Consider the following 23,498-nt stretch of genomic DNA (forward strand, 5'->3'; position numbering starts at 1 on the left):
GAGACATTACGCCCGCCAGGTCAGCGGCATATCGCGACCGGTCAGCCACCGCCCCAGGTCGTAGTCGTGCCGGGCGAGTGCGTCCACCGTCGTCAGTGCCGTCCGGATGGCCTCCTCGGCGGCTTCGGCGCTGAGCAAGCCCGCGGTCACGGCGGCCACCAACTCGTCGATATCGGTCAGTCCGACGTCCGTACCGGTGCGGACCACCAAGTCCAGGTAGTGGTCCTCGGCCTCCCAGCGGTCCGCCCCGGCGGTGTACCGCCCGACGTCGAGATAGAAGTCCTGATCGCGCTCGTGGCCCGGGTTGAAATGGAACACCGTCGCCCGCAGCCCGAGGGCGGGCAGCAGCCAGGACTCCAGGTAGTGGAACTGTTCCCGGCCGGGAGCGGGCCGGGCCATGTAGAGGCCCCAGGGTTGCACCGTGTAGACGTCGACGTCGCGCACGATGCCCTTGGGGTCGGTGTTGGTGCGGGCCCGCAGGTCGAAGACCTCGTGTTTGGGCGGGTGGATGCCTGGCACGGCGTCACGGTAGCGCAGTGCGGCTCGGGCGGGAATGAACATGTCGGTGGCGACGCTTAACCTGGTGATCATGGCTTTCGCGACCGAACATCCCGTGCTGGCGCACTCGGAGTACCGACCTGCCGCCGACGCCGTGAATGGCATCGTGCGTGCCGGCGGTGAATTCGAGGTGGTCAGCGAGTATCAGCCCGCCGGTGACCAGCCGGCCGCCATCGAGGATCTCGAACGCCGGGTCCGGGCGGGGGAGCGGGACATCGTCCTGCTGGGCGCCACCGGTACCGGTAAGTCGGCGACCACGGCATGGCTCATCGAGCGGCTGCAGCGGCCCACCCTGGTGATGGCGCCGAACAAGACCCTGGCCGCCCAGCTGGCCAATGAGCTGCGGGAGATGTTGCCGCACAACGCCGTTGAATACTTCGTCTCGTATTACGACTACTACCAGCCGGAAGCGTACATCGCGCAGACCGACACCTACATCGAGAAGGACAGCTCGATCAACGACGATGTCGAGCGGCTGCGGCACTCGGCGACGTCGAGCCTGCTGTCCCGCCGCGACGTGGTCGTGGTCGCCTCGGTGTCCTGCATCTACGGCCTCGGCACGCCGCAGTCCTACCTGGACAGGTCAGTGGAACTCAAGGTCGGCGACGATGTGCCGCGGGATGGATTGTTGCGCCTGCTCGTCGATGTCCAGTACGACCGCAACGACATCTCGTTCACCCGCGGATCGTTCCGGGTGCGGGGCGACACTGTCGAGATCATCCCGTCCTATGAGGAACTCGCCATCCGCATCGAGTTCTTCGGTGACGAGGTCGAGGCGCTGTACTACCTGCACCCGCTCACGGGCGACGTGGTCCGTCAGGTCGAGTCGGTGCGGATCTTCCCCGCCACCCACTATGTGGCGGGTCCCGACCGGATGGCCGTGGCGATCTCCAGTATCGAAGCAGAACTGGAAGGCCGGTTGGCCGAACTGGAGGGTCAGGGCAAGCTGCTGGAGGCGCAGCGGCTGCGGATGCGGACCAATTACGACCTGGAGATGATGAAGCAGGTCGGCTTCTGTTCCGGCATCGAGAACTACTCGCGGCATATCGACGGCCGTGGCGCGGGAACGGCGCCGGCCACGCTCATCGACTACTTCCCGGAGGACTTCCTGCTCGTCATCGACGAGTCGCATGTCACGGTGCCGCAGATCGGCGGCATGTATGAGGGCGACATGTCGCGTAAGCGCAACCTGGTGGACTTCGGGTTCCGGTTGCCCTCGGCCGTCGACAACCGTCCGCTGACCTGGGAAGAGTTCGCCCAGCGCATCGGCCAGACGGTGTATCTGTCGGCGACGCCGGGCAACTACGAGATGGCGCAGGCCGGCGGCGAGTTCGTCGAGCAGGTGATCCGCCCGACGGGGCTGGTCGACCCGCAGGTGCAGGTCAAGCCGACCAAGGGGCAGATCGACGACCTGATCGGCGAGATCCGGCTGCGCACCGAACGCGATGAGCGGGTGCTGGTCACCACCCTCACCAAGAAGATGGCCGAGGATCTCACCGACTATCTGCTCGAAATGGGCATCCGGGTGCGCTACCTGCACTCCGAGGTGGACACCCTGCGCCGTGTCGAGCTGCTGCGTCAGCTGCGGCTGGGCGAGTACGACGTGCTCGTGGGCATCAACCTGCTGCGCGAGGGCCTGGACCTGCCCGAGGTGTCCCTGGTGGCCATCCTCGACGCCGACAAGGAAGGTTTCCTGCGGTCTCCGCGCAGCCTCATCCAGACCATCGGCCGCGCGGCGCGCAACGTGTCCGGTGAGGTGCACATGTATGCCGACAAGATCACCGACTCGATGCGAGAGGCGATCGACGAGACCGACCGCCGCCGGGCCAAACAGGTCGCCTACAACGAAGAGCACGGTATCGACCCGCAGCCGCTGCGCAAGAAGATCGCCGACATCCTCGACCAGGTGTACAAGGAAGCCGATGACACCGAGTCGGTGCAGATCGGCGGATCGGGCCGCAATGCCTCGCGGGGGCGCCGCGCCCAGGGCGAGCCGGGACGGGCGGTCAGCGCCGGCATCATCGAGGGTCGCGACACCGCGAACATGCCCCGTGCCGAGCTCGCCGACCTCATCAAGGACCTCACCGAGCAGATGATGACGGCGGCCCGGGATCTGCAGTTCGAGCTGGCCGGACGCATCCGCGATGAGATTCAGGACCTGAAGAAGGAACTGCGGGGAATGGACGCGGCCGGGCTGAAATGAGCCTTCCTTGACCTCAACTGCTGTTGAGCGTTTAGCGTTTCCGGCGTGACCGACACGCACGCCGATTCCGTGACCACCGGTAGTTGGCGGGAGTTGCTCGGCCCCAAACACCTTGGTGCGTCGACAGTTCTGGCCGGCGGCGTCGCGCTGTATGCGACCAACGAATTCCTCACCATCAGCCTGCTGCCCAGCGCGGTCGCCGAGATCGGTGGGCAACGGTTCTACGCGTGGGTGACGACGGTCTACCTGGTGGCCTCGGTGGTCGCCGCGACCACCGTCGGTGCGGTGCTCAGCCGGCTCGGGCCGCGCTGGGCGTATCTGGCCGGGTTCGCCGTCTTCGGCGCGGGCAGCCTGCTGTGCGCCGCCGCGCCCACCATGGAGTTGCTGTTGGTGGGCCGGACGGTGCAGGGTGCGGCCGGTGGCCTGCTGGCCGGCCTGGGCTACGCCGTCATCAATTCGGCTCTGCCGCAGGCATTGTGGGTTCGGGCTTCGGCTCTCGTCTCGGCGATGTGGGGCGTGGGGACGCTGCTCGGGCCTGCCGGCGGCGGGTTCTTCGCCCAGTTCGGTTCGTGGCGTTGGGCATTCGGCGTGCTGGTGATTCTGACGGTTGCCATGGCGGTGCTGGTGCCGCTGGCGCTGCCGGGGTGCGGGCGCGCAGCGACCAGACCGGAACCCGGCGCACTGCGGATTCCGATCTGGTCGCTGCTGCTGCTCGGCGGCGCCGCGTTGGCGATCAGCGTCGCCGGCATTCCGCGCAATGCCGTGCTCACCGCGGTGCTGCTGGCCGGCGGCATGGGCCTGATCGTCGCGTTCCTGGTGGTGGACCGCCGGATGGCCGGGGCGAGAACTCGGGCATCGGTGCTGCCGCCGACGGCGTTCCGGCCGGGCCCGTTGAAGTGGATCTACCTGACCCTCGGCCTGTTGATGGCGTCGACCATGGTCGACATGTACGTGCCGCTGTTCGGCCAGCGGCTGGCACACCTGGAACCACTGTTCGCCGGCTTCCTCGGCGTCACGCTGTCCGTCGGCTGGACCGCGGGGGAGATCGTCAGCGCGTCGGTCGACCGCAAGCGGCTGGTCACCCGGATCGTGGCCGTCGCGCCGCTGGTGATGGCGATCGGGCTGGGGTCGGCGGCGTTGAGTGTGCGGTCCGATGCGTCCGTTGCGGTGACCATCGGCTGGGCGGTGGCGCTGATGGTCACCGGCACCGGCATCGGGATGGCGTGGCCGCATCTGTCGGCGTGGGCGATGGGTGCGGTGGACGACTCCGCGGAAGGCGCGACGGCGGCCGCGGCCATCAACACGGTTCAGCTGATCTGTGGAGCCTTCGGCGCAGGCCTGGCCGGTGTCATCGTGAACGCCGAGTTGGGCGATGACGCGACGGCGGCGCGCTGGATGTTCGGGGTGTTCGCGGTGCTGGCGGCTCTCACCGCGGTGGCGTCATACCGCGCCACCCGCGCCGCGTCTCAGTCGGGATCTTCGTCGAGCTGACGGATCGACGTCACCCCGGGGATGCCGGCCAGCACCAGCGGCGCCTGGGTGACGCCGTTGCCCGCCAGGGTGAGGATCGCGCCCGACAGGTTCGCGGGCACCTCCAATGGTTCGGGACCGCGATCGGCGGCCAGCTCGGTCAGCTGCCAGCGGCGCCGGTCGCATGCGGCCAGCAGTTGGGTCATCACCCCGTGACCCTCCTCGTAGGTGATGTGCATCCGGATCGACCCGGCCAGCCGGGCGGCCAGCATGCGCGCCAGGGGCATGAACCCCACCATGATGAGGAAGTGGATGACGGTCACGGTGACCGCCAGTAGTAAAAGTCCCGCGCCCGCGGCCATTCCGATTGCGGCCGACTCCCACACCGCGGCGGCGGTGGTCAGGCCGTGCACCGCGCCGCGCCGGGTGATGATGATGCCGGCACCGAGAAATCCGATGCCCGAGACGATTTGGGCCGCCACCCGGGACGGGTCGACCATGACGGTCCCGGCGACCAGGACGTCGGAGAAGCCGTACTTGCTGATCAGCATGATCAGGGCGGCGGCGGTGCCGACGATGGTCTGGGTGCGCAGGCCCGCGGCCTTGCCCTGGATTTCGCGTTCCAGACCGATCAGCGCGGTCAACCCGAACGCGGCGAACAACTCGATGATCTGGCGGGCTCCCTGGCCGGGACCGCCGAACAGTGGGGGATCGGCCAGCCACTCAATCATGCGAACAACCTAAACCGCGGGGTGACCGCCGCGATGAGTTTCGGTGCCCGGGCGGGTCGGTACCTCAACACGACTCGAAGGAGGCTGACCTGATGTCATTCAGCACCGCCTATCCCGATGTGGCGTCGCGCGAGCAGTGGCTGGCGGCCCGCAAGAAACTGCTGGCGCGGGAACGCGAGGCCACCCATCTGCGCGACGCGGTCAACGCCGAACGCCGGCGGTTGCCGATGGTGAAGATGGACAAGGACTACCGCTTCGACGGACCGGACGGCGAGGTGGGACTGGTCGACCTCTTCGAGGGGCGTCAGCAGCTCTACATCCATCACTTCATGTGGCTCGACGACATCGACCAGGGCTGCCCCAGTTGCACGGCGGCCGCCGACCTGACCTTCACCGAATCCGACCGGGCGCTGCTGAACGCCAAAGGGGTGACGTTCGCCTGCGTGTCGCGGGCGCCGTACGCGAGCATCGCCCGCTATCGCGATGCGCACGGCTGGACGTTCCCGTGGTACTCCTCGCGTGATGGTGATTTCAGCTACGACCTGGGCGTCACGCTCGACCCGGAACGTGCTGCCGTGCACTACAACTACAAGTCGCTCGACGAATTGCGCGCCGACGGCTGGACGGATCGTGACCTGCGGGGCGACTGGCCGGGCACCAGTGTGTTCCTGCGCCGCGACGACGAGGTCTTCCACACCTACTCGGCGTACGCCCGGGGACTGGACCATTCGGCCGTCGGGTATCCGTTCCTGGATCTGACGCCGTTCGGCCGCCAAGAGCCTTGGGAGGACTCGCCGCCGGGCTGGCCGCAGACCGGTTTGGCAGCGGGCATGCCGCACGAATAGCGATCACGGCGAGTGCAACGGTTGGCACAGGTCAGCGGGGGTGGCAATGTTCATGGCGCTGCGGGTGTGGCTGAGTGGCTAGGCACCGGCCTGCAAAGCCGTTTACACGGGTTCGAATCCCGTCACTCGCTCCAGCGATCGCGCAGGTAGGTACCGTTTCGGCGGTGCCTACCTCGCGATGGGCGGGTTCTGCGCGCCGCGTCGGCAATTCGGCTCTAGCATCATCTCGTGCAGGTTCGGATTGCAGGGGCCACCGGGCGATGACGGAGTTCGTAAGCAAGCCACACAAGCGATTTGTCGAGCGGCCCGACGGATCGATGGTGATCGTGCGGTCCGCATATCGTCCCTGCGATTTCCAGTTTCCTGATCGGGAACTCGAGCACTTCGCCCACATTCGCAGCGAGAGCGGCACTTACGGGGGTTCCGAGGACATCCTCGACGTCTATGACGGTGTCCTGAGTTACTACCATCAGATCCGCCGTTTCGAGCGGGACGGCCTGAGGTGGATTCTGTTGCAGCATCCCGACGAGTACGCCGTCGAAGTGGAGCTCACCCGAGGCCGGCTCGGCGACATCCGGCCGTTGCCTCCCGCGGAGGCCTGGCTGCTGGCCCGCGAACTGGATCGCCGCGAGAACCGCCACCCCATCGAGGTGGAGATCGGTTCGGCTCCGGCCTGAAGGTCGTGCGCGGCGGGGAGACTCAGCGGCAGCAGTTGGGGTCCAGCACCGAGCACAGCGCGACAAGCGATTCGTGACGGGCGCGGTGGTACACCATCCCGCGCCGCTCGCCCCGAGTCCCTGACTCACATCCAACGAGGACGAGAAACCGATTTTTCTTTGTACTCACGGCGCCGGACGCTCACAAATGGCGCTGGGTTCCTTCCACCTCGCCGCGGGGAGCGCCGCGGACTTATCGGGCGGTCCTCAGACCGTTACTGCGGAGCGCGTTATGCACGCATTCCGATCTGGTCGCTCGAGACTGTCGTTATGGCGACGGTTACTCGCACTTTCGCGCCATAAGTGCAGCCTCGCGGTGCAGGAAATCAGATGCAGGGGCGGAAGAAGGCCAGCTTGACCGGCAGGCAGTTCTGGAACAGTTTCGGCATCTTGAGCTTGGGGACGCCGACCTTGGGCAGACCAGGAGACGGCAGGGCCTGCGCCACGTTCGCGGCCGCCGCCAGCGGACTCCTGAGGCCGGATGCGCTGACACCGCCGATCTGATTCAGCAGGTAGAACGTGCCGGCGATGTCGTTCACGCTGCCGGTGATGCTGTAAGGAATGTCGATGGCCAGGTTCGCCACGCTGTTGATGTCGTTGAGCGTTCCGGGCAAGCGTCGCACCGAGTCGATGGTCGAGTAGGAGTTGGCCCATTCCATGGGCGTCACCTTAGAGATGGCCGGCGGCTGCGCCTTGCGGAGGGCCTCGGAGAGCCCGCTGCTGCACAGCCCGCTCTCGGTGCGCACGGAACCCTTGTTGCAGGTCTCGGCGACGCAGTTGCCGTTGAAGTCGATCTTGCCCTCGCCACAGGCGGCGGAGCTGGGCGCGGCAGTGATGACGGAGACGGCGGCCAACGGCATGAAAGCGGCCAGCGTCGCCGCAGCGTATCGGCGCTTCGACTTCTGCACAGCGTGCCCCTCGTATCGGATCTAGCTAACGATTCAGTGAGAGTGTAGCCGAGCTATTGACCTGGTACCGCGCTCTCAGCGCAATGCCAGGTCAGCCGCCCGGGGTGGCGAACACGAAGAGCGCCATGAACGCGATGTTGATGAAGAAGGTGGCTTCGATCAGGCTCACCGTGATGAAGAACGGCGTGTACAACCGTGACTGCGCCTCGGGTTGGCGCGCGACACCGGCGATGAACTGGGCGCCGGCCACGCCGTCGCCGATACCGGCGCCGATCGCGCCGCCGGCGAGGACGATGCCACCGGCCAGTAGCGCGTGTCCCATCAGTTCTTCACTGGCCATCACGTGCCTCCTGACGTCGTAGTTCCAACTGGGTGGCGATGCGGTCGGCAGCGTTGGATGCGCCGTCCTCGTCGTGGATCAGCTGAGACAGTTCGCGCGCACGGCGCCGGTAGCTCGCATCTGTCGTCGCGGCGGTGATCGCCGCGGCGAGGTCGTCAGCGGTGACCGCGACCCTCCGCAGCGGAGCGGTGGCGACACCGAGTGTGTGGAGGCGGCGCGCCCAGAACGGTTGGTCCATGATTCCGGTGACGGGGATCGACGGCACACCGGCGCGCAGAGCCGCGGCCGCAGTGCCGGCGCCGCAGTGGTGGACGACCGCGGCCATCTGCGGGAAGAGCCAGGAGTGCGGCAGGTCGTCGACGGTGAGAATGTCGTCGCCGTCTCCGTGCAGACGGGCCCACCCGGATTGGACGACGCCGCGCACTCCTGCCGTGCGCAACGCGGACCCGACGAGTGCGGACAGACGTTCGCCGTCGGCGGTGGCGGTGCTTCCGAGCCCTACGTATACCGGCGGCGGTCCGGCGCGCAGGAAGTCGACGATGTACTGCGGTGGGCGCCATCCGGCAGGGTCGGCTGGCCACCAGTAACCGGTGACGTCGAGCCCGGGCCGCCAGTCGGAAGGGCGGGGCACCACGTGCCGGGAGAACCCGTAGAGCACCGGCCACGATTCGGCCCGGCGGCGTTGATAGGTACCTCGCGATTCGGCGGGCAGACCCAGATTCGCCCGGAGCCCGTCGATCAACGGGGTGTACACCCGCTCGCCGGTGTTACCCAACCGCCAGGCGGCGCGGTTTCCCCAGCGGCCGAAAGACCGTGCGGTCAGCGGTGGGGGAGCGAATTCGCTTGTCGCGCTGACAGGCTGGAGGAACACCCCCATACTCGGAATGCCGAGGGCCTCGGCGACGTGATAGCCCAGCAGGGAGCCTATCGGCCCTTCCAGCAGCAGGAGATCGGCGCCGGAGGCCGCGTGGGCGATGGCCTCTCCGACGCCGGTCAGGTCCTCGCGCATCTGGGCGAGTACCTGCTTGGTCGGACGCATGCGGGCACCGTCGACCACGGCTTGTCCGTAGGAGGATTCGCGGGTGGACCGCTCGGTGTCGTTGGGCAGCAAGGTGAATTGCAAGCCGGCGGCCGTGACCATCTGCTGATACGGCTGTTGGGCGGCGAGGGTGACCTCCGCGCCGAGTTGCTCCGCAAGCTTCAGGCCCAAGCCTGTCAGTGGTGCGACATCACCGCGGGTACCGAAGGCTGCCATCACGATGCGCGTCATCACGGCAACCTGGTGGCCAGATCGAAGGTGGTCGCCAACTGGTCGCCGTACCCGACGACGTCGTAGTGTGGGTCGCGGGCCAGCTCCCACACCGCGCCGTCGAGAGCGGCGCGCAGTGCGTTCTTCATGAACGTCGGCGAGAGACTCCGAAAAGCTTTACTGGCAACACCTTCGGCGAAGATCGCTTCCGGGTCCAGAGGGTTTTCGGTGCCTGGGTCGGCGACCTGATCGAGGCGAAGGCCGGCGGGGGACCGATAACCCGTCACGATCTCCAGCATGGCGAGGGCGCCCCCTCGGTTCTGGTCGATGAAGGCGATGTTCGAGCGGATATACGCAGCCAGCTGGTCTGCCGGGTTTTGCGCCGCCGTCAACGCCGGGATCATGTGGGCCGCCGCGGTATTGAAAACGTCGGTGACAACCGCCGCGATGATGTCGTCTTTGGTCTTGAAGTGGTACAGCACAACACTTTTCGCGATGCCGACATGATCGGCGATTTTTGCGACGGACGTCTGGGCGTAGCCGATTTCGGCGATGATCGTCGTGGCACCCGCGACGATCTGCTCGCGACGTGCCCGTTCGGTGAACGTCTTGTCCAATGTTGACCGCATGGTCAGATATTAGACCGATCGGTCAGGTCGGTGCAAGGGTGACCTCCTGGTTGATGGGTTTCTTGGCGCCGCCCCCCTACCATGTAGTCGGCAGTAGTACGCCGCGGCGCGACGAACGATGTCGAGTCGATGCGCTGACCGCACCACACGTTCAAGCGAAAGGCCGCAGGCCATGGCTGAATCAATGAGACCGCACTTCGAAGACGTCCAGGCGCACTACGACCTCTCCGATGACTTCTTCCGGCTCTTCCTGGATCCGTCGCAGATCTATAGCTGCGCCTATTTCGAGCGCGACGATATGACGCTCGCCGAGGCGCAAGCGGCCAAGGTCGACCTGTCGCTGGGCAAGCTCGGGCTCGAACCCGGTATGACGCTGCTCGACGTCGGCTGCGGCTGGGGCGCGGTACTCCGTCGGGCGGTGGAGAAGTACGACGTCAACGTCGTCGGGCTGACACTGTCCAAGAACCAGGCCGCGCACGTCCAGGCCGGCTTCGACACCTTGGACAGCCCGCGCAGCCGGCGGGTGCTACTGCAGGGGTGGGAGCAGTTCGATGAGCCGGTGGACCGGATCGTGTCAATCGGCGCGTTCGAGCATTTCGGTTTCGACCGCTACACCGACTTTTTCGCCAAGACCTACCAGCTCCTGCCGTCGGACGGGGTGATGATGCTGCACACCATCTGCGCCCTGCATCCCGACCGCGCGAAGGAACTGGGCATCCCGCTCACCTGGGCGATGGCCCGGTTCGCCAAGTTCATCCTCACCGAGATCTTCCCGGGCGGGCGGCTGCCATCGATCGAGAAGGTCGAGCAGCATGCGGAGGCCGCCGCCTATCGGGTCACCAAGGAGCAGTCGCTCCAGCCGCACTACGCCAAGACCCTCGACATCTGGGCCGCGAACCTCGAGGCGCGCCGGGACGAGGCGATCGCCATCCAGTCCGTGGAGGTCTACGACCGGTACATGAAGTACCTGACCGGATGTGCCGACCTGTTCCGCAACGGACAGATGGACGTCGTCCAGTTCACGTTGGAGAAGTAGGGCGGTCGCGGCTTACGCGCGCACCGGCGTAGGCGAACAGCAACGCGGTCCCTATCTCCGATAGTGCGGTCACCCACGAGAACCAGGTGACGTTGATGCGCGGCCCGCTGACAAAGCTGTCCTGGTAGGCGGGCCAGAAGCTCGGCAGCAGATGCGCGTAGGTGAACAGCAGCGCGCTGCCGACGCCGGTGAAGACGGCCCACGCGGGGGCCCGCGGGTGGCCGCGAAGCGTCATGGTGATGGCGACGATGACGAATACGCCCTGGACCATGCCGCCGGCCATGATGAACATCCGCGACGCCGACATCCCCCGGAGTAGATGGTCGACAACGTGGAGTCCCCACCCAAAGAGGAACGCCCACGCGGCAATACGAAGGACAGTCTCGGACTTGGCGACGGTCGGTGGCGCCATGGGAACCTCCATTGGCTGCATGAATATCGCTAGATAGATCACTCTATAAATCAAACCTAGGTTCGCATGAACCTGAGCGCAAGAGGGGCGCAGATATTGTACGATTCACGTATAGTACGAATTAAGTACTAAATGGGGAGACGCTGATGACCGATCGCTATCCGCCTCCGCCGTTCGGCGAGGTGATTCCCGGCTCGTTCGTCTACTTCGGGTGGAGCGTGGACCCGAAGCGGGTCGGACCGTTTGTGCGCAACAGCGCCGCACGGGATCGTGAACAGGTGCGGTTGCAGACGATCGCCGCCGGCTTGGCCCGATGCGCACATGTGTTGGCCGTGAACCTCTTTCGCGCGACCGTCATCGTCCCGGTCGAGGGTGTGCCATTACATGACTTGGTCATGCTGGTCAGGGTGCCCGACGGCGCCGCTGCCGCCGGCATTCTCGAGGACGAAAACCTGAGGGCCACGAAACCTCTGGTGGCCTTCACCGCACATAACGGCGCGCGATTCGGCCTCACCGAGGACGGATCGCCGCAACCGAACATCCTGCTCAACCATTTCACCGGCCCCGACGGTGACGGCGGTGCCCTCGACGCCTGGCGGGCGTTGTCCGCATGGTTCGCCGCGAAGACCGGAATCGACAACTCCACGTTGCTGGTGCCCGAGCCGTCCGCACCGTACGTGCTCGTCAACTACGCACGGATCCCCGGCCCGGTACCGGCATTCATGGCGCGCCAGCTGTTACGCCCCAGCTTCTATCGGTATGTGCGCACATTGCTTGCGCAACAACGACTCACGTCGTTGCCCATCTTCGCCCGCCCCGTCGACCTGGAGGGACCGTGATGGTGAGACGAGAACCCACGGATGCCGCCCGACTTCGCACCGCGCTACAGGACCTGCGTATAGCGCTGGCGCTGAGCACCCGCAAAGTGGCGGCGCTGGCCGGGTTGAAGGACTCGGATCTGGAGGTACTCGACGTCCTCACCCGGGGCGGCCCGCAGTCGCCCACGACGTTGGCGCGCCGGCTCTCGATGCAGCCGGCCACGATGACGGGAGTGCTGAGACGTCTGGAGGACGGGGGATGGGTCATCCGCCGCCACCATGAACACGACCGCCGCAGTGTCGAGATCGAATCCCTGGGATACGAACGCCTGACCGAGATCTACAGCGACGGCAGCCGGCGCCTCGACGCACTTCAGGCGAAGCTGACCACGTCCCAGATCGACACGGTACTGGCGTATCTCACCGACGCGCAGGCCGTCGTCACCGACGCAACGCAGGCCCTCGGGGAGAAGTCGTCGTGAACATCACGATCTTCGGAGCCAGCGGTCCGACCGGGCAACTGCTGACCCACCGAATGACATCCGACGGCCACGACGTCGTCGCGATGGTGCGCCGCCCCGCCGAATTTCCGCTGACGACAGACCGATTGCGGGTGGTCGGCGGAGACGCCACCTCGCCCGCGGACGCCGCTGCTGCGATCGAGGGAGCGGAGGCCGTCGTCTCGGTGCTGGGCGCGACGTTCACCCCCGAGCCGGTGACGGTGTATTCGGCTTCGGCGCAGGCGATCTGCGCCGCCATGACGCACACCGGCGCCCGCCGCTTGATCGTCACCAGTTCGGCTGTGCTGAGCGCCTGGACCGATCCTGACCTGAGTTGGCCCGAACGGACGATCGGCCGCCGGATCCTCGGGTACCTGGGCCGCACCCTGTATGTGGACATGGCCCGCATGGAGTCCATCGTCGCGGCCACCGACCTGGACTGGACGGTGATGCGCCCACTCGGATTGGCCAACATCGAGCCCCCGACCACCTACCGCGTAGCCGAGGACCACGTCGCCGGCCGCCAGACCGCGCGGCGCGACCTCGCGGCAGCGATCGCCGATCAACTCGTGTGCGACGACCACCACGGCAAGACGGTCGCGGTGGCCACCATCGACAAACATCGGAGCGTCGCGGCCACCATCTGGCGGGAAGGCATCAAGCCCAGGCTGGCCGGCCGCTGAGGGCGCTGGCGCGCTCCAAGATTATTCCAAGGGCGGCAAAGACGATTAGCGACATGACAACAGCACCTCAGCCCCCGTACAACGCCCCACAGTCGGCCTACCCGAGCGTAGACCCGCAGACCGGCGGCCCTCTCTCCGACAAGAGCAAAGTGACCGCAGGCCTCCTGGGTATCTTCCTGGGCAGTTTCGGGCTCGGCCGCTTCTACCTCGGATACACCAAACTCGCCGTCGCGCAGATCGCGGTCACCTGGCTGACGCTGGGCATCGGCGGCATCTGGCCGTTCGTCGACGGCATCATGATCCTGCTGGGCAAGGTGCCCGACGTGGAGGGTCGCACGCTGCGCGGTTGAGCCAGCCGAATCTGATCACTGCCCTCGCCGAGCACCGGCGAGGGCAGTGCTCGGCTACTCAGCCGGCGTCACATCCGTACCGGAGCCCTTGATCGCAGCCTTCGCGCGCTTTTCCGCGCGCACCGGCTTGCGGCCACGCACGTATCCGGTTGTCGAGATCGCCGCCGACACCAACGCGTTCTCACCGGTGGTGAATGGGTGGAACCCGACACCGGCGCCGCCGCGGCCCTTGACCGGGATGTCGGCGACTTCGGTGACCTTCCAGCCCTTTTCGGATATCGACAGGATCGCCTCGCCGTTCTCGCACGAGACGGGCAGAGCGCCCACCACCTCGTCGTCCTCGGCGCCCAGCTTCACCCCGGCCACGCCGTTGCCGGCCGCCCCCTGCGGGTTCACCGCCGCCGGGTCGATCCGCAGGATCTTGCCGCGCCGGGTGACCAGCGCCAAGTGGTAGCCCTCGGGCAGCACACCCGAGCGCAACAGCCCGGTGATGTCCGGGGCCACCGGGATGTCGCGAATCTTGTAGGGCAGACCGTTCCCGGTGGTGAATTTGATCCGCCCGTCGGTCCACACCGCCCAGCCCAGACCCGAGGTCAACAGCTCACCGTGGCTGTCGGAGAACACACCGCGGTCATCAAGGCGCCACGAGGCGTTGACTTTTCGTTCGCGGGCACCGTCCTCGTCGGTTCCGGACGTGGTCGGTGTGGCGTCGAAGTCCAGCACGGTGCGACGGTCGAACTCGGGGCCCTTGAACAGTTTGCTGGTCTCGACCAGCTCCTTGTCGATCACCACCCGGCGGGCGTCGGGGTTCTCGACCAATTCGGTGAGCTCGGCGAACTCGGCATCCAGCTTCTCGGCCTCGGCCTGCAGTTCGATCACGTCGAGCTTCGTCAGGCGCCGAAGCTGAAGTCCCAGAACGTAGTCGGCCTGTTCGGCGTCGATCGCGAACCGGTCCTGCAATCCTTGGCGGGCCTCGTCGACGGTGTCGGAGCCGCGAATGACCGCGACGGCAGCGTCGATGTCGAGGTGGATCAGCATCAGGCCGGACACCAGGTGGCGCCGGGCGGTGACCTTCTCCAGCCGATACTCGCTGCGCCGCAGCACCACCGAATCACGCAGGTGCAGGAATGCCGAGATGAGTTCGCGCACCGACCACCAGCGGGGCACCCGATCCTCGTCGAGTGCGACCAGGCTGGCGGCGAAGGTCGACTCCAGCGGGGTCAGGGCGAGCAGCTGATCGCGGATGGTCTCGGCGCTGTGGCCACGTTTGGCGGTGACCACGATCCGCAGCCCGTTGCGACGGTCGGTCAGGTCCGACATGTCCGCCACTCCGGACATCTCGCCGGACTCGACCAGGGCCCGGATCCTTTCCTGCACAGTGTTGCTCGCAACGCCGGGCGGTAGCTCGGTGACGATGACGTTCTTGCCGTCGACCGACACCTCGCCGCGTACGGTGAACAGACCGCGGCCGGTGGTGATGTATTCGCGTAGACCGTTCTCGCCGACCACCGTTGCGCCGCAACCCCAGTCGGGGCCGGGGATGAGTTTCATCAACCTGTCGTCGGTCATGTTCGGCGTCTTCAGCAATGCCCGGCAGGCGGCCATGATCTCGCGGGGGTTGTGCGCGGGCACCTTGGTGGCCCAGCCTTCGGCGATGCCGACGGCGCCGTTGCAGAGCAGCACCGGCCACTGGGCCGGCAGCACCGTCGGTTCGATCCACTCGCCATCGAAGGTCGAGACCATCGGCACCGCGTGGTCGGCCAGTTCGGCGGTCAGGGCCGCGCCGGGTGCTGACAACCGCATCTCGGTGTAGCGGTCGGCTGCCGGAATGTCACCCTGGATCCGCGGGAAAGCCCCCTGTCCGTCAATGACTTTCACGCGCTGGAATTCGGCGGCCATCAGCGCCGCGGCGCCGTACATCGAGGCGCCGCCGTGCGGGTGCAGGTTGCCGGTGACGGCCGAGCAGACCTTGGAGGACTTCTGCGGCTTGTTCCCCGGCAGCAGTCGGGAGTCGTACATCTGATACAGCAGACGGCGCTGGCCGGGCTTCAGTCCGTCGAACGCCGACGGGATGGCGCGGTCGCTGACGCTGTAGAGCGCGAATGTCAGCTGGTAGTGATTCCAGTAGTCGTCGGCGCTCTGGTCGAGCACCAGGTCAGGGTTCTGCTCGGGAACGTCCAGGGTGGCGGTCAATGTACTTCTTCCTACGTCAGGTCGAGAGCGGCGGTGTCGACGCGGGAGGCGACATCAGCCATCCACGTGCGCCGGCCCTCCGGTGGCCCGCCGAACAGGGTGTGGTGCAGCTTCGGATCGCCGTCATCGAGATGCACTCGAATCACGGTGCGCCGCTGCGGATCCAGCACGGTGTTCCAGAAGTCGTCGGCATCCATCTCGCCGAGACCCTTGTTGCGCTGCACCTCCACCTTGCGTTTGGAGGTGGCCTTCATCTGCGCCACGGCGGCGTCACGCTCGGATTCGTCCTGGCAGTAGATGCGTTCCTGGCCGTCCTTGACCACGAACAGCGGAGGCAAGGTCACATAGACCATTCCGGCCTTGACCAGTGGTCGGTAGAAGTCCAGGAACATCGAGATGAGGCTGGAGTTGATGTTGCCGCCGTCGGGGTCGGCGTCGGAGGCGAACAGGATCCGGTCGTAGCGGCAGGACTCCGGATCGCAGTTGTCCCGGACCCCGCAGCCCAGGATGCGTTCGATCGAGTCGAACTCGTCCTTGACCCTGGCCTTGCTCACCGTGTATCCGAAGACGTTGGGCGGCTTGCCTTTCAGCGGGAACGCTGCCTGGAAGGTGGCGTCGCGTGCCGCTTTGATGGTGCCCAGCGCGGAATCGCCCTCGCACAGGAACAGCTCGGCACCCGAGCCCCGGCCGGTCTCCCGGCTGGGCAGCAGCTTGGGGGGCAGCGACAGGTTGGTGCCCAGACCCTTGGCTTTCGACGCCGCGCGGGACCTGGCCTTGGCGCCTTCGGCACTGCGGCGGGCGCGGGCGGCCTCCAGAGCCAGCTGGGTCCAGCGCGTCACCGCGTCGCCATTGCCGGGGTTGGCCGCCCAGATGGTGACGCTGCGCGCCACATCTGGGGCCATCGCCACATTCAGCGAACGTGACGACACCGCGGTCTTGGCCTGCGAGTCCCACGCCACATCCGGCGCGCGGGTGTCTACGGCCAGGGCGCTCACCGCGACGAAATCCTGGGGTTCCGGGCCGTCTTCGCCTTTGGCCAGACCCAGGTCGCGGATCCGGGAAGCGCGGTCGGCCAGCGCTTCGGACAGGCCTTTCATCGCCGCCGTCAGGTGGGATCCGCCGCCCGGGGTCCGCACGGTGTTGCAGAACGCGGCGACGGTGGCGGGTTCGGCAGGCCCGGCAGTCAACGACCACCGAAACGGGGTCGGCCCGCGGCCGGTGGTGTACTCGCCGCGGCCCTCCACCACCGCGCGCACGGCCGGCACGGGGGTGCCCGCGGCGGTGCACATGAGGTCCAGCAGGGTGTCACTGCCCCATGGGCCGCTGAACGGTTCGAGCAATGCCGGCGGAACCTCGTCGCCGGGCCAGCCCTCGTCGACGACGGTCAGGTGCACGCCGGGCGACATCCGGGCCGCGGCGTGTGCCCGCAGCAGCACCTCGCCGACGTCGACGGTCGAATCCGGCACCACGGCCGGGTCGAACAGGATGCGCACGGTCGTTCCGTGCGCCTGTGGTTTGCGGTTGCCCGCGCCGCGCAGGTTCTGGGTGTCGGCGCGGGTGAACGGGGCGGCCGGATCGAAATCGTCGCCGTCGAAAGTTCCCGGGTAGCCGGCGCCGAAACTCTGCAGGTAGGTCTTGCCTGCCCGGCGGACGGTCACGTCGGTGCGGGCGGAGATGAACACCGCTGCCGCGGCGCCGATCCCGTTCAGCCCGGCTCCGGTGCTGGTGGCGTCGGAGTGCGCGGAGAACTTCCCGCCGGCCCGCGCCGTGCCCAGCGTCTTGACGATGCCGTTCTTGCCGGTGGCGGGGTCGGAGTCGACGGGCAGGCCGCGGCCGTCGTCCGCGACGCTGACCGATCCGTCGGCGTGCAGGGTGATGGTGACGGTCGACCCGCCGTGGCTGGGGTCGGCGACCTCTTCGATCGCGTTGTCCACCAGCTCACGCAACGCGGTGTTCAGTACGTCCAGGCCCAGATTGACCGCCGGCCGCAGGCGTGTGTGCTGGACATCGTCGAGCTCGGTGATGTCCGCGGCGTTGTAACTCACTGCTATTCCTTCCACCAGGGCTCATGCCGGAGCGTGCCCTCGCCGTGCCGGCCGCCCCTGTTCGGCGGGCGGCGTAAGCATTCTGCCCCGGGGAGGTGACATTGCCCCCAACGCCGCGGCCGAAGCGGCCGAAAAATTCGGTGATTGCGCCCACAGCGCGCCGGTGAGCTGGCGTTTTGGTGGTGGCCGCTACGTCACGGCACGGTCGGCCATCGGCGTGAGGACCTGCTCGGCGAACAACCGCAGCGCGGCGTCGTCGCGCACGTCGGGGTCGTGCGGCGGCATCGAGATGTAGGTGAAGAACAGCCTGGCGAACACGTCGGCGACCCATCGAGCCTGCTGGGACGGGGAATCGCCCTGAATGTAGTTGGCGATGAATGTCTTTCCCATGTCGATGAGGTCCGCGGCCTCGGGAACCGGCATCGGGTCCAGTTGGCCGGCCCGGCGCAGCATGGGGTGTTCGCGGGTGAAGGTCACCGCGGCGATGAAGGCCTCGGCCACGCCGTGCCGAGCGTCGGAGCTCGACTCGATCGCGTCGGCGACCGCGCCGAGAAAGCGTTGAGTCTCGCGGCTGATCAGGGCGTGGACCAAATCGTCGCGCCGGGGATAGCGCCGATAAGCGGTCATGCGCGACACACCGGCGCGGCGGACGACGTCCTCGATGGTGACGCGCCGCAGGCCCACGGCCGCGGCTTCGAGCACGGCGGCGTCGAGCAGACGTTCGGCAGTGCGGTCGGCGACCGGTGCGCTCGGGGCGCCGGTGACGGCGTCGCCGATGGCGTGCAGAAAGTGCGCGTCGATCATGTCGCGGATACCGGCGCCGGGTGGGCACGTTGCCTGGCGAGCCGGACGTAGTCGGGAGTGCCGAACGCCCAACGGATCCGGCGCGCATCGAGCTGGAGCGCCGGTTCGAGCAGCATGCGGGTGGCCGGAGACGGGTGGCCGAATCCGATCAGTTCGCGGGCCCACGGCGGCGCGTAGCTCATCCCGGCGTACATCGTGAATCGGTGCAGCGCTCGGTCCACCGGATCGGGCAGGCGCGGCAGGAACGGAGCGGTGAGCAGGAAGTCGACGAACTCACGGGTCTGCCCGTTCACCGACAGCGTGGGCCGCATGTGCGCGACGTAGTCGTCCAGTTCGGCGGTGCTGGTGGGCACCCATCCGGCGCCACTCATCCGCCCGATGACGGCTTGTTCGCTCAGATACCGGTCACGTTCTCGGGGTGTGAGTGCCCGGTGGGTGCGCTCGAAAGCGCGCATGATCATCCAGGGGATGCAGGTGTGCACCCAGCCCAGGAGGTCGGGATCGAGTGCGGCGTACGGGACGCCATCCGGGCGCGTGCCGGTGACGTGGGCGTGGATGTTCTTCACCCGGTCGATGAGACCTGTCGCGGCCTCGGTGTTGCCGAAAGTTGTTGTCAGGACGTAACCCAACGTGGTGCGGGCCCGCTGGAAGGGGTCCTGCTGATAGGTCGACAGGTCCTGTACGCCGGCCACCACCGACGGGTGCAGGATCTCCAGGACGATCGCGGCCGGACCGGCCTGTGAGACGGCCGCCAGGTCGGCGTTGATCTCCCAGGACACGCTGTCGGGGCCGAGGAGGCCGGGATCACCGGCAGGGCCGCCGTACACGCCGGGATCGGCATGGCGCCCCGATATCTTCTCGAACTCGTCGACGATGCGGCGTTTGAGCATGTCCATCCCGAACCTCCACGCGGTACGAATGTGACAAACAACTACCCATCTATACCATCCGGATGCGCCACGGAAAAGGGGCGACTCGGTAAGGAGCGCTAGCCGTGGTCGGGGTTCCAGGGCCGCCCGGACACGAGCTTCGCCTGCCAGCGGCCCGCGTCCCGCGTCTGCTCAACCGGGCGATCATGACGATCCTGACGCCGCTGACGGCGTGGGCCGAGCGCAACCTGCTTTTCCCGCAACCGAAGGCAGCAACGAGGACAGTCAGAGCTACGGCCACAGCCGCCGGCGCCGATGCGGCACCGGAATCAGCATCCGCGGTCCCGACGAAGAAGGTGGCCCGCCGCGCCGTTGCCGGTGCGAAGGGCACCCAGCCGATCGGTCGCCCGAAGTTGCAGGCTGTGAAACCTCAACCGCACGAACGTGTCACAGTGAAACCAGAGCCTTCGGCCGCTGCCGAAGAGCCCGACGCCCAAACCGGCGAATCGGTGAATGACGCAGATCGGCCGGCCGCCCCGAAGCCGCGCAAGACCGTACGTCATACCTTGCCCGCGCACTCGTCCGTCGAGAACGACGCGGCGACTGCAGCGGACACCGAAGTGCGGGCCGGTACGCACACCACCCGTCGGTCTGCCCCCAGCCACCGAGCGAACGATGCGGCCGACCAGGGCGCGTCCGAGGCAGCGGCCGCAACGCTCCAGGCCTCAGCAACGACGACCCTCGCTCACGCGGTCGAGGCGGCAGGTGTCTTGGTGAACGGCGCGCCGAAGTCGGCGATCGGGGTGAAACCATCCTTGCGGGCCCGCGCCGCCGCGCGGTGCGCGAGCAGGTAGAGCGCCGTGAACGCCACCTGATCGATGGGCAGGCTCGTCGCCAACCGGCTGTGGGCGAAGGACACCGCCACACCGCTGGCCGGGTCGGCCCAGCCGAACGAACCCCCGAGGCCGACATGCCCGAATCCGGGCAGGAATTGCCGCGGCACACTGTGGTAGCCGAGATGGAACCCCAGGGGGACATACACACTGCGGTCGATGGGGAAGGACCGTTCGGCTGTCAGTTCTTTCACGGTGTCGGCGGCAAGGAATCGATTGCCTTCGATCGTGCCGCCGTTGGCGATAGCGCCGTAGATGCGGGCGATGCCGCGGGCGGTGGCGACCGCGTTGGCTGACGGAATCTCGGCGTCGAGGAATCTCATGTCCTTCTGCATGGCGGCGCGCACGCCCTCGTAGTAGAGCGCGCCGAACAGTGCCGAGCGAGGATGTGCGGCGACGCGGCGGGCGACGGCATCGAAGATCCGGTTCTGCCGGGTGCTCGCCAGCGTCACGATCTGCGCCGCATGCGTGGGCGATCCGACCGGCGGACGGCCCAGGTGTATGCCGTCGGTGTTCAGCGGCTGCGCCAGCTCACTCCGGAACAACTCCCGCATGCCCTTACCGGTGACCGACCGGGCAAGTCCGGACAGGATCCAACCGTAGGTCAGCGCGTGGTAGGCGGATTTGCCCGCGGACAATCCAGGTGCAGCGGCCGCCAGTCGCTCTTCCATGGCGATGTGGTCGAGGACCTGCTCCGCGGTGACGCCGTTGAGCTGGGACAGCCCGGCACGGTGGTCCATGATGTCCCGCACGGTCAGGGCGGCTTTGCCGTTGGCGGCGAACGCCGGCCAGTATTCGGCGACCGGCGCTTCGTAGTCGATGAGGCCACGATCGTGCAGACGGTGAATCACCGTCGAGGCCATTCCCTTGGTTGCCGAGAACACCATCGCCCCGGTGTCAGCGGACCATGGTGTCGTCGTGGTCCGGCATTCCCAACCGGTCCACACGTCCACCAGTGGCTGGCCGTCGAGATAGACCGACAACGCGCCGCCACTTCGGGCCCGGCCCGGGAACAGTCTGGCGAAGGTCCGCACCAGGCGCCGGAAGTGGGGGTCATAGGCACCGTGTACCTGCGCCGCGGAATCTGCGGCGGTGCGGGAATCCAGTTGGCTGTCCATGTCGGCGAGAACCTGTCTCTTCGATGCGAGGGTGAATGATGTTGCACTGCTTGGTGATCAACAGGCGGATGCGTTGCTTTGAAGTACGCCCCTGTTGTGGGTCGGTGCAACGATTTCCGTGTTTGTTGACACTAGCACTGCAATGTGTACTATTACTCGCCAGTAGGCTCGACCGCAAGTCCACGATATTCGCGGAAGTCCTACTGCGACCTGATATTCCGGCTGCGCGCCAGATGTGCGCGGTCGCCGGATCCGCGCTGGCCGAAACAGTCGGCCGCCAGGCGAGACAGTTAACTTCGACGATGGGGGACCGATGCGTGCCATGATCCCGATCACCGTGGCGGCGCGGGCGTTCTCAGCGCAGGTGGCGCCCGTCGTATGGTGCTGAATCAGGAGGCACTGCCACACCCCGACGCGCCGCGCCCGAGCAGGGTCGTCTCGGCTGCGGTCAAAGAATATGTCCGTCAGCACCCCGTCGCCGCGATCGAAACGGCGGGCAGTCAGGTCATCCTCGGCATTCGGGTACTGCAGTACCTCGTCCAGGACCTGGTGCGCGGCCGCTTTCAGTGGCAGGAGTTCGTCCGCCAGGGCGCATTCATGGCCGGCGCCGCCGTCTTGCCGACACTGTTTGTCGCCATTCCGATCGGGGTCACGCTGTCGATCCAATTCGCCGTCATGGCCGGTCAGGTCGGTGCGACCTCACTGGCGGGTGCTGCCAGCGGCTTGGCTGTGATCCGCCAGGCGGCGTCGCTCGTCGCGGCAGTGCTGATGGCTTCCGCGGTGGGCTCGGCGATCACCGCCGATCTCGGGTCGCGGACCATGCGCGAAGAGATCGACGCGATGGAGGTGATGGGTGTCTCCGCCATCCGCAGGCTGGTGGTTCCGCGCACCGCAGCGGCGGTGTTGGTCGGGGTCGGACTGACCGGCACCACCGCGTTCGTCGGTTTCTTGGCCAGCTACCTGTTCAACGTCTACTTCCAGCACGGCGCCCCGGGCAGCTTCGTGGCCACCTTCGCGTCGTTTGCCACCGTCGGTGACCTGATCCTGGCGTTGCTCAAAGCGATCCTGTTCGGCCTGATCGTGGCAGTGGTCTCCTGCGACAAGGGATTACGCACCCGAGGCGGGCCCGCCGGTGTAGCCAACTCGGTCAACGCTGCGGTCGTCGAATCGATCCTCGTGCTCATGATCGTCAACGTCCTGATCAGTCAGATGTACGTCCTCCTGTTCCCGCGTACCGGGCTGTGAGCACGATGAACAAAGGATTGATCTGATGGCGGCGGTAGGGTATCGGCCGCCCGGGACCCGAGCGATCAGCGCCGTCGCCGGGAAATTCGCCACGACGATTCGTCGGCTCGGTCACCTGCTGTCCTTCTTCGTCGACGCGACTGCGGCCATCCCGCTGGTGCTGCGCCGGTACCGCAACGAGTACTTCCGACTGCTGTCCGACGTCACCTGGGGCAACGGCTCGATCGTCAGCGGTGGCGGGACCGCCGGCGTCGCCGCGGTCCTCGGCATCACCGCAGGCACGCTTGTCGGCATCGAGGCTTATGCCATGCTCAACATGCTGGGGCTCGGGCCGGCCACCGGGTTCGTGTCTTCGCTCGCGTCGACTCGCGAACTGGCGCCGTTCATGGCCTCCTTGGCCTTCGCCATGCAGGCCGGCTGCCGATTCACCGCACAGCTCGGCGCGATGCGCATCAACGAAGAGATCGACGCCCTCGACACGTTGGGCATCCCGTCGATCGCGTACCTGGTGACCACCCGACTGCTGGCATCTGCCACTGCCGTCCTGCCGCTATACGTCATGTGTCTGGCCTTGAGTTACTTCTCCTGCCAAATCGTGGTGCAGTTCTCGGGCGCGGGGTCAATGGGCGCCTACCTGCACTACTTCACGCTGATGCTCAGCGGCACCGACATCATCTACTCCATCCTCAAGGCGGTCATCTTCGTGTGGATCGCCTCGACCATCCAGTGTTACTACGGCTTTTACGCCTCCGGTGGCCCCGAAGGGGTCGGGATCGCTGCAGGGCATGCGATGCGTGCGGCCATCACTGTGGTGACGGTAGCCAACATGCTGATGACGTTGGCGCTGTGGGGCGTCGACACCGGCGCACGGTTCGGCGGGTAG

Annotated in this window: 23 protein-coding genes, 1 tRNA gene and 1 pseudogene; 13 read left to right on the top strand and 12 right to left on the bottom strand. The window is 66.9% G+C overall.

All coding sequences use genetic code 11. The annotated features are described in order from the left end of the window. Positions 1 to 6: 6 nt before the first annotated feature. A complete protein-coding gene (locus AC1DY7_RS14725; RefSeq protein WP_477494535.1) occupies positions 7 to 510 on the bottom strand; it encodes a ribonuclease FAU-1 family protein in 504 nt (167 codons plus the stop codon). Between the two features lie 79 nt (positions 511 to 589). Between AC1DY7_RS14725 and uvrB the strand changes: the two genes are divergently transcribed. Together uvrB and AC1DY7_RS14735 are read left to right on the top strand one after the other, a co-directional pair. Continuing rightward, entirely contained in the window at positions 590 to 2,761 is a 2,172-nt protein-coding gene (uvrB, locus tag AC1DY7_RS14730; RefSeq protein WP_477494404.1) for an excinuclease ABC subunit UvrB, read from the top strand. A 45-nt stretch (positions 2,762 to 2,806) separates the two neighbouring features. After that, positions 2,807 to 4,252 carry an MFS transporter gene (locus AC1DY7_RS14735; protein ID WP_477494405.1) on the top strand — a complete coding sequence of 482 codons (1,446 nt, stop codon included), beginning with the start codon at positions 2,807 to 2,809 and terminating at the stop codon, positions 4,250 to 4,252. Here the strand turns inward: AC1DY7_RS14735 and AC1DY7_RS14740 are convergent. Then, entirely contained in the window at positions 4,228 to 4,962 is a 735-nt protein-coding gene (locus AC1DY7_RS14740) for an MgtC/SapB family protein (protein WP_477494406.1), read from the bottom strand. The genes AC1DY7_RS14735 and AC1DY7_RS14740 overlap by 25 nt on opposite strands. Positions 4,963 to 5,054: 92 nt before the next feature. Between AC1DY7_RS14740 and AC1DY7_RS14745 the strand changes: the two genes are divergently transcribed. The 4 genes and pseudogenes from AC1DY7_RS14745 to AC1DY7_RS14760 form a co-directional block, all read left to right on the top strand. Beyond that, complete coding sequence (locus AC1DY7_RS14745; protein WP_477494407.1) at positions 5,055 to 5,807, top strand: DUF899 domain-containing protein; 753 nt, start codon at positions 5,055 to 5,057, stop codon at positions 5,805 to 5,807. A gap of 60 nt (positions 5,808 to 5,867) precedes the next feature. Next, a tRNA-Cys gene (locus AC1DY7_RS14750) sits at positions 5,868 to 5,941 on the top strand. Positions 5,942 to 6,067: 126 nt separating this feature from the next. Further along, complete coding sequence (locus AC1DY7_RS14755; RefSeq protein WP_477494408.1) at positions 6,068 to 6,484, top strand: hypothetical protein; 417 nt, start codon at positions 6,068 to 6,070, stop codon at positions 6,482 to 6,484. A gap of 139 nt (positions 6,485 to 6,623) precedes the next feature. Continuing rightward, a pseudogene (locus AC1DY7_RS14760) lies at positions 6,624 to 6,734 on the top strand (arsenate reductase ArsC); the annotation flags it as partial. A gap of 115 nt (positions 6,735 to 6,849) precedes the next feature. Here AC1DY7_RS14760 and AC1DY7_RS14765 read toward each other — a convergent pair. The 4 genes from AC1DY7_RS14765 to AC1DY7_RS14780 all read right to left on the bottom strand — a co-directional run bounded on the left by AC1DY7_RS14765 (position 6,850) and on the right by AC1DY7_RS14780 (position 9,649). Beyond that, complete coding sequence (locus AC1DY7_RS14765; RefSeq protein ID WP_477494409.1) at positions 6,850 to 7,431, bottom strand: hypothetical protein; 582 nt, start codon at positions 7,429 to 7,431, stop codon at positions 6,850 to 6,852. A 91-nt stretch (positions 7,432 to 7,522) separates the two neighbouring features. Next, positions 7,523 to 7,753: a F0F1 ATP synthase subunit C gene (locus tag AC1DY7_RS14770; protein WP_477494536.1), complete on the bottom strand. Its 231-nt coding sequence runs from the start codon at positions 7,751 to 7,753 to the stop codon at positions 7,523 to 7,525. A gap of 7 nt (positions 7,754 to 7,760) precedes the next feature. Beyond that, a complete protein-coding gene (locus AC1DY7_RS14775; RefSeq protein WP_477494410.1) occupies positions 7,761 to 9,041 on the bottom strand; it encodes a glycosyltransferase in 1,281 nt (426 codons plus the stop codon). After that, positions 9,041 to 9,649 carry a TetR/AcrR family transcriptional regulator gene (locus tag AC1DY7_RS14780; protein WP_477494411.1) on the bottom strand — a complete coding sequence of 203 codons (609 nt, stop codon included), beginning with the start codon at positions 9,647 to 9,649 and terminating at the stop codon, positions 9,041 to 9,043. Before AC1DY7_RS14780 ends, AC1DY7_RS14775 begins: the two co-directional genes overlap by 1 nt. A gap of 172 nt (positions 9,650 to 9,821) precedes the next feature. Between AC1DY7_RS14780 and AC1DY7_RS14785 the strand changes: the two genes are divergently transcribed. Continuing rightward, a complete protein-coding gene (locus AC1DY7_RS14785) occupies positions 9,822 to 10,685 on the top strand; it encodes a cyclopropane mycolic acid synthase family methyltransferase (protein ID WP_477494412.1) in 864 nt (287 codons plus the stop codon). On the opposite strand, the gene AC1DY7_RS14790 is transcribed toward AC1DY7_RS14785, so the two are convergent. Beyond that, positions 10,669 to 11,097, bottom strand: coding sequence for a hypothetical protein (locus AC1DY7_RS14790; protein ID WP_477494413.1), 429 nt, complete (start codon positions 11,095 to 11,097; stop codon positions 10,669 to 10,671). The two genes, AC1DY7_RS14785 and AC1DY7_RS14790, sit on opposite strands and share 17 nt — an antisense overlap. Positions 11,098 to 11,243: 146 nt before the next feature. Here AC1DY7_RS14790 and AC1DY7_RS14795 point away from each other — a divergent pair, with 146 nt between their 5' ends. Genes AC1DY7_RS14795 through AC1DY7_RS14810 form a run of 4 tightly spaced genes read left to right on the top strand, consistent with a single transcriptional unit; the run spans position 11,244 to position 13,448 of the window. Then, positions 11,244 to 11,936, top strand: a complete 693-nt coding sequence (locus tag AC1DY7_RS14795) for a hypothetical protein (RefSeq protein WP_477494414.1) — start codon at positions 11,244 to 11,246, stop codon at positions 11,934 to 11,936. After that, positions 11,936 to 12,397, top strand: coding sequence for a MarR family winged helix-turn-helix transcriptional regulator (locus AC1DY7_RS14800; protein ID WP_477494415.1), 462 nt, complete (start codon positions 11,936 to 11,938; stop codon positions 12,395 to 12,397). The genes AC1DY7_RS14795 and AC1DY7_RS14800 overlap by 1 nt, the downstream gene beginning before the upstream one ends. After that, positions 12,394 to 13,098: an NAD(P)-dependent oxidoreductase gene (locus tag AC1DY7_RS14805; protein WP_477494416.1), complete on the top strand. Its 705-nt coding sequence runs from the start codon at positions 12,394 to 12,396 to the stop codon at positions 13,096 to 13,098. Before AC1DY7_RS14800 ends, AC1DY7_RS14805 begins: the two co-directional genes overlap by 4 nt. Positions 13,099 to 13,151: 53 nt before the next feature. Beyond that, entirely contained in the window at positions 13,152 to 13,448 is a 297-nt protein-coding gene (locus tag AC1DY7_RS14810) for a TM2 domain-containing protein (RefSeq protein ID WP_477494417.1), read from the top strand. A gap of 54 nt (positions 13,449 to 13,502) precedes the next feature. Here AC1DY7_RS14810 and AC1DY7_RS14815 read toward each other — a convergent pair whose 3' ends face one another. From AC1DY7_RS14815 to AC1DY7_RS14835, 5 genes are all read right to left on the bottom strand, one after another. Beyond that, a complete protein-coding gene (locus tag AC1DY7_RS14815) occupies positions 13,503 to 15,641 on the bottom strand; it encodes a DNA gyrase subunit A (RefSeq protein ID WP_477494418.1) in 2,139 nt (712 codons plus the stop codon). A gap of 11 nt (positions 15,642 to 15,652) precedes the next feature. Continuing rightward, complete coding sequence (locus tag AC1DY7_RS14820; protein ID WP_477494419.1) at positions 15,653 to 17,686, bottom strand: toprim domain-containing protein; 2,034 nt, start codon at positions 17,684 to 17,686, stop codon at positions 15,653 to 15,655. A 189-nt stretch (positions 17,687 to 17,875) separates the two neighbouring features. Beyond that, positions 17,876 to 18,490, bottom strand: a complete 615-nt coding sequence (locus AC1DY7_RS14825; RefSeq protein ID WP_477494420.1) for a TetR/AcrR family transcriptional regulator — start codon at positions 18,488 to 18,490, stop codon at positions 17,876 to 17,878. Next, complete coding sequence (locus tag AC1DY7_RS14830) at positions 18,487 to 19,386, bottom strand: oxygenase MpaB family protein (RefSeq protein ID WP_477494421.1); 900 nt, start codon at positions 19,384 to 19,386, stop codon at positions 18,487 to 18,489. The genes AC1DY7_RS14825 and AC1DY7_RS14830 overlap by 4 nt, the downstream gene beginning before the upstream one ends. Positions 19,387 to 20,104: 718 nt before the next feature. Beyond that, positions 20,105 to 21,370, bottom strand: a complete 1,266-nt coding sequence (locus AC1DY7_RS14835; protein WP_477494422.1) for a serine hydrolase domain-containing protein — start codon at positions 21,368 to 21,370, stop codon at positions 20,105 to 20,107. 378 nt (positions 21,371 to 21,748) lie between these two features. Here AC1DY7_RS14835 and AC1DY7_RS14840 point away from each other — a divergent pair, with 378 nt between their 5' ends. Together AC1DY7_RS14840 and AC1DY7_RS14845 are read left to right on the top strand one after the other, a co-directional pair. Beyond that, positions 21,749 to 22,615 (top strand): MlaE family ABC transporter permease, encoded by an 867-nt coding sequence (locus AC1DY7_RS14840; RefSeq protein WP_477494423.1) that lies wholly within the window; start codon positions 21,749 to 21,751, stop codon positions 22,613 to 22,615. A 25-nt stretch (positions 22,616 to 22,640) separates the two neighbouring features. Next, positions 22,641 to 23,498: an ABC transporter permease gene (locus AC1DY7_RS14845; RefSeq protein ID WP_477494424.1), complete on the top strand. Its 858-nt coding sequence runs from the start codon at positions 22,641 to 22,643 to the stop codon at positions 23,496 to 23,498.

Source organism: Mycobacterium sp. P2_H7 (genome assembly GCF_056403275.1).

What these genes read in the sequence shown, in the direction of transcription:
- uvrB (WP_477494404.1), top strand. Translation starts at nt 590, where the DNA reads ATGGCTTTCGCGACCGAACATCCCGTGCTGGCGCACTCGGAGTACCGA.
- AC1DY7_RS14740 (WP_477494406.1), bottom strand. Translation starts at nt 4,962, where the DNA reads ATGATTGAGTGGCTGGCCGATCCCCCACTGTTCGGCGGTCCCGGCCAG.
- AC1DY7_RS14745 (WP_477494407.1), top strand. Translation starts at nt 5,055, where the DNA reads ATGTCATTCAGCACCGCCTATCCCGATGTGGCGTCGCGCGAGCAGTGG.
- AC1DY7_RS14755 (WP_477494408.1), top strand. Translation starts at nt 6,068, where the DNA reads ATGACGGAGTTCGTAAGCAAGCCACACAAGCGATTTGTCGAGCGGCCC.
- AC1DY7_RS14770 (WP_477494536.1), bottom strand. Translation starts at nt 7,753, where the DNA reads ATGGGACACGCGCTACTGGCCGGTGGCATCGTCCTCGCCGGCGGCGCG.
- AC1DY7_RS14775 (WP_477494410.1), bottom strand. Translation starts at nt 9,041, where the DNA reads ATGACGCGCATCGTGATGGCAGCCTTCGGTACCCGCGGTGATGTCGCA.
- AC1DY7_RS14780 (WP_477494411.1), bottom strand. Translation starts at nt 9,649, where the DNA reads ATGCGGTCAACATTGGACAAGACGTTCACCGAACGGGCACGTCGCGAG.
- AC1DY7_RS14785 (WP_477494412.1), top strand. Translation starts at nt 9,822, where the DNA reads ATGGCTGAATCAATGAGACCGCACTTCGAAGACGTCCAGGCGCACTAC.
- AC1DY7_RS14790 (WP_477494413.1), bottom strand. Translation starts at nt 11,097, where the DNA reads ATGGCGCCACCGACCGTCGCCAAGTCCGAGACTGTCCTTCGTATTGCC.
- AC1DY7_RS14795 (WP_477494414.1), top strand. Translation starts at nt 11,244, where the DNA reads ATGACCGATCGCTATCCGCCTCCGCCGTTCGGCGAGGTGATTCCCGGC.
- AC1DY7_RS14800 (WP_477494415.1), top strand. Translation starts at nt 11,936, where the DNA reads ATGGTGAGACGAGAACCCACGGATGCCGCCCGACTTCGCACCGCGCTA.
- AC1DY7_RS14810 (WP_477494417.1), top strand. Translation starts at nt 13,152, where the DNA reads ATGACAACAGCACCTCAGCCCCCGTACAACGCCCCACAGTCGGCCTAC.
- AC1DY7_RS14825 (WP_477494420.1), bottom strand. Translation starts at nt 18,490, where the DNA reads ATGATCGACGCGCACTTTCTGCACGCCATCGGCGACGCCGTCACCGGC.
- AC1DY7_RS14830 (WP_477494421.1), bottom strand. Translation starts at nt 19,386, where the DNA reads ATGGACATGCTCAAACGCCGCATCGTCGACGAGTTCGAGAAGATATCG.
- AC1DY7_RS14835 (WP_477494422.1), bottom strand. Translation starts at nt 21,370, where the DNA reads ATGGACAGCCAACTGGATTCCCGCACCGCCGCAGATTCCGCGGCGCAG.
- AC1DY7_RS14840 (WP_477494423.1), top strand. Translation starts at nt 21,749, where the DNA reads ATGGTGCTGAATCAGGAGGCACTGCCACACCCCGACGCGCCGCGCCCG.
- AC1DY7_RS14845 (WP_477494424.1), top strand. Translation starts at nt 22,641, where the DNA reads ATGGCGGCGGTAGGGTATCGGCCGCCCGGGACCCGAGCGATCAGCGCC.